Origin of the sequence: Halomonas sp. MES3-P3E (genome assembly GCF_002836035.1) — a bacterium.
In the GTDB taxonomy this organism is placed as follows: Bacteria; Pseudomonadota; Gammaproteobacteria; order Pseudomonadales; family Halomonadaceae; genus Vreelandella; species Vreelandella arctica.
In genome coordinates this window covers 1-1,490 of record NZ_PJBT01000094.1, presented here as the reverse complement: position 1 = coordinate 1,490, position 1,490 = coordinate 1, and the positions used below count along the sequence as shown (strand labels likewise).

The 1,490-nt window shown below is 51.5% G+C and carries 2 protein-coding genes; one reads left to right on the top strand and one right to left on the bottom strand.

The features are described 5' to 3' along the window. The first annotated feature begins 119 nt into the window (after nucleotides 1-119). Entirely contained in the window at nucleotides 120-440 is a 321-nt protein-coding gene (locus CXF87_RS12010; protein WP_164834383.1) for a hypothetical protein, read from the top strand. Nucleotides 441-945: 505 nt separating this feature from the next. Here the strand turns inward: CXF87_RS12010 and CXF87_RS12000 are convergent. Beyond that, nucleotides 946-1,490, bottom strand: a 545-nt coding sequence (locus CXF87_RS12000; RefSeq protein WP_101146776.1) for a TorF family putative porin, incomplete at its 5' end; no start/stop codon positions are given.

Here is a 1,490-nt window from a genome sequence, read left to right as displayed (position 1 = left end):
ATTAGAAACAGTGGTTTATGCCTGTTTGAGTGGCGATATAACATCAATAATCATGCTGGCGCGCTCAATAGTGTTATGTTGAAGGGCGTATAATCACTGTTATGTTTTAAGGAGGTAGTTTGAGTAAAGTCGTTGGACGCTGGCGAATTAAGTGGATGGAAATGTGGGATCAAGACTTTGTTGATCTTATCGAGCCCGGATACTTCCAGTTCGATGAAGATGGCCTCGGCTTTTTTGTATTCGGAGCAGTTGAGGGCCAAATCGACTACCGCATTCCAGATGATGGAGGGCGAGTCGAGTTTTCTTGGTCTGGAAATGATGATGGTCGTGAAAAGTCTGGCCGTGGTTGGTTTCAGTTTTCATCTTCAAATTCAGCGAAAGGGGAACTCTTCATTCATTGTGGAGACGAGTCGGCCGTAGAAATCGAATATCAAACATAACTGTCCCTGCTGTATCGAGACCGCGGCCCGCCTCAAAGCCAATACCGGGCTGTTCTCGAAAGCCATCACCATGGCCTGGTTCAGGGAAACAGCCTGGCTGGCTTTGGCCTGCTGATATTCTTTCAGCGACACACTCTCTTGTGCCTGGGCCGACACCATGGGAGAGACGGCCAAGGCTCCCGGAACTATCATCGCGCACAACAACAATCGTTTGTTCATTCAGTATCATCCTGGCTGTTTGACTGAGGTCAGTGAGTCAGCATTTTTGCGTGGGATTCCGGAGCGACCTTACAGACAAACCTTTAATACAGTTTGAAATTCAGGCACCGGATAAGAAATGAGCTTTGGCGGCAGGGGGGGGGCAGAGGTAAGGGCGAGGATGTCGAGTCACCGGGCGTCAAGGCAGGCGCACGATGGTGGGTTCTTGCATGATAAATAAAAACCGGCCCGTCATTTGGGCCGGCTTTTTATTCTGGATCTGAATTGCTTGTGATCACTTGGCCGATCAGAAACTCCTGCTCCAACCCAGCCAGAACTTCGGATCATCCGAGTTGACAGAGCCAAGCGCGTCGGTTGACTCAATGTCCGCGTACTCCACGTTAACACTGAAAGAACCGAAGTTTCCCGCATCCTTTGTAACGTTGGCGGCGACGTGTGAATAACTTGCCTCGCCGACAGAAGCCTTGCCGTCATCAGCGAAGTCGTAATAGCCAAGCGTCACACCGGCACTGTAGCTGTCCTCCAGAGGCACCCCAACAGAGGCGTAGTAATAGGCATCCCCCTGCACGAACACCCCATCACCACTGGTGTCGCTGTTGATCGTGTAGGCCAGGCCGATGGCCGCAATGCCATAACTGATCTCGCCGTACAGTTCGCCGAAGTCGATGGAGCCCGGCGCGTCAGGATACGCATAATAAATGTACCCAACGTCATAACCCAGTTCTTCCACAGAGCCGGAGAATCCGGCATAAAGATCAAGCTCATAGCTGGTGCCGTCACCAAAATCGACATTGGAACCCCAACCACCGGCGTAGAAGCCCGACGCATGCT